The organism is Nocardia sp. JMUB6875, from assembly GCF_041154655.1.
In the GTDB taxonomy this organism is placed as follows: domain Bacteria; phylum Actinomycetota; class Actinomycetes; order Mycobacteriales; family Mycobacteriaceae; genus Nocardia.
Window position 1 is genome coordinate 1 of sequence record NZ_BAAFGR010000371.1, and the last position, 2,117, is coordinate 2,117.

The window sequence follows — 2,117 nt, forward strand, 5'->3', positions numbered from 1 at the left end:
CCTACGATCCACCCCGCCCCTCACGCACCGACTCACCCCGTCATTCCGGCGCGGTTTTGGCCGGAATCCAGCAGTCGGACATGGATCCCGGCCAAAAACATGCCGGGATGACGGGCGCGAGCGATGCCCGGACGACGGGCTGGGGCGCGAGCGGGCCGGTGGCGAAAAGCGATGCGGCGGACGGGGATCTGGTGTTTCTGCTGGTGGCGGCGACGTTCGAAACCGGTCTCGTGGAGTACACGACCGGGCACCGGCTGGCGCTGTTGGCGCTCGAGGTGGCGCGGCGGACCGGGGATCCCGAATTACTGTGCGCCGCCATCAATGCGGTCGCCTATCTGGCCTTCGACTACGACGCGGAGTTCTCGGGGCTGGTGGCCGAGTTGGAGGAGGTGGCCTCGGCGGCGGGGCTGGCCGAGTATCGGGCGCTGGCGCATTATCTGGGGTATCGGGCCGCGGTGGCGCGGGCCGATCTGCGGGAGGCGGAGCGGCGGGTGGCCGCGGCCCTGGAGTTCGCCGACGAGGGACAGCTGCGGCCGCTGCTGGATATGGTCGGCTGTTTCGCGGCGACCATGGAGTTGCTGCGCGGCGACATCGATCTGGCCGAGCGGCTCTACGCCCGGTTCACCACCCGCACCCGGGAATCCGGCGTGGCCAATCACACCGAGGCCGAGTTGTTCTGCGCGCTGTCGGTCGGCTGGGCGCGCGGGGAACTGGGGGGATTGCTGGACCGGCTCGAACCCGCCTATGCGGCATTGCCCGCGGCGGCCGCGCCCGCGTACACGCTGGCGCTGCTGCGGACGGGGCAGCGGGAACGGGCGCGCGCGGTCTACCTGGAATCGGATCCGATTGCGGCGGGCTTCTATCCGGTGCTCATGTCGGCCCTGCGCGCGGTCGCGGCCATCGAACTCGGCGATCTTCCAGCAATTCAGCGGCTGTATGAATACCTGGCACCACACGGCGGGACGCTCATCGGCTTGGAGACCGGTATGACCGAGTTCGGTCCGATGGACGCCATTCTGGCCGAACTGGCCGCCGCTCGCGGCGACGCCGACACCGCCGCGGCGCATCGCGAACGCGCCGAACGCCTGCTGGAAAGGATTCGCGCGGAACTCCCCGACCCGGCGAGCGCGCTGTCGCACGCGGTCTGAGGCCCGGCGGGCGGGTGCTCCGGAATGTCATCGCCGCAACACCGCATCCGGTTCGAACCAAAGGCCGGAAATGTCAGGAGCCGATGGCTCCCGGCCATCGGCTCCCACCTAATTTCCCCATCGCGATTAGCGCTGGTTAATTCTTGGCGCGCTGGTAAGCGTCGACGATCTCGGCGGGGATACGGCCGCGCGAGGAAACCTGGTGGCCCTGCGCCCGCGCCCATTCCCGGATCGCGGTGCTCTCTTCACGGTCGACGGCCGGGCGGGTGCGACCGGCGGCCACCTTGCGCTTGGAACGACCGACCTTGCGGGCCTTCTCCGTCCACTGCTCGAGCGACTCCCGCAGCTTGCCGGCGTTCTTGTTCGACAGGTCGATCTCGTAGTCGTTCCCGTCGATCGAGAAAAAGACGGTTTCGTCGGCCTTCGATTCGCCGTCGTAGTCGTCAACCAGAGTTACGGTGACTTTCTTCGCCATGGACTGCCCTTCCACGTGTGAGGTGCCGCTATTCGCCGAAATGCTAATGCCGCGGGATGCAGGATTCAAACCAGGCGCGAATCGAATTAGGGGTGACCAGACAATTCTGCTATTACCGCAGAGACCAGACGGTCTTCAGCACGCCCGGAATGCGGCCAACCGCCACCCGGAACGACCGCGGACAATGCGCGCGGCGAGCGCGAAATGCCGCGCGCCGCGGTCGTATCCCGCGCAGACTTCGGCCTGACCCGGCTCGGCAATGATCACATCGACCCTGGTGAGGGTCGCCGTGCCGAGTTCCCGCCCGGGCAGCCGCCCCGCACCGGCCAGCGTGCGCACCGCGGCCACCACCGCCGGCTCCGCGAAAGCCCCCAACTGCCCCGCCGGCCGCCGCCCATCCAGCACCTCGAGCGCCGAACGCAAGGCTTTCCCGGCGAATTCCCTTGCCGCAGTGTTGTACTCATCACTGTGCCGGACTTTCACAGCGTGCGAAG

The 2,117-nt window shown here is 68.1% G+C and carries 2 protein-coding genes and 1 pseudogene; 1 reads left to right on the forward strand and 2 read right to left on the reverse strand.

The window, feature by feature from the left end; all coding sequences use genetic code 11:
• Positions 1-1,148 (forward strand): annotated as a pseudogene (locus ACAM49_RS39940) (hypothetical protein); the annotation flags it as partial.
• A gap of 136 nt (positions 1,149-1,284) precedes the next feature.
• On the opposite strand, the gene ACAM49_RS39945 reads toward ACAM49_RS39940, so the two are convergent.
• Together ACAM49_RS39945 and ACAM49_RS39950 are read right to left on the reverse strand one after the other, a co-directional pair.
• The gene (locus ACAM49_RS39945; RefSeq protein WP_040805355.1) at positions 1,285-1,623 is read right to left on the reverse strand and encodes an Lsr2 family protein; all 339 of its coding nucleotides are present in this window, start codon (positions 1,621-1,623) and stop codon (positions 1,285-1,287) included.
• A gap of 135 nt (positions 1,624-1,758) precedes the next feature.
• Positions 1,759-2,117, reverse strand: a 359-nt coding sequence (locus tag ACAM49_RS39950; RefSeq protein WP_369640702.1) for an Rv3235 family protein, incomplete at its 5' end; no start/stop codon positions are given.

Excerpts from the sequence above, each read along its gene's own strand:
- ACAM49_RS39945 (WP_040805355.1), bottom strand. The coding sequence starts at position 1,623 with ATGGCGAAGAAAGTCACCGTAACTCTGGTTGACGACTACGACGGCGAA.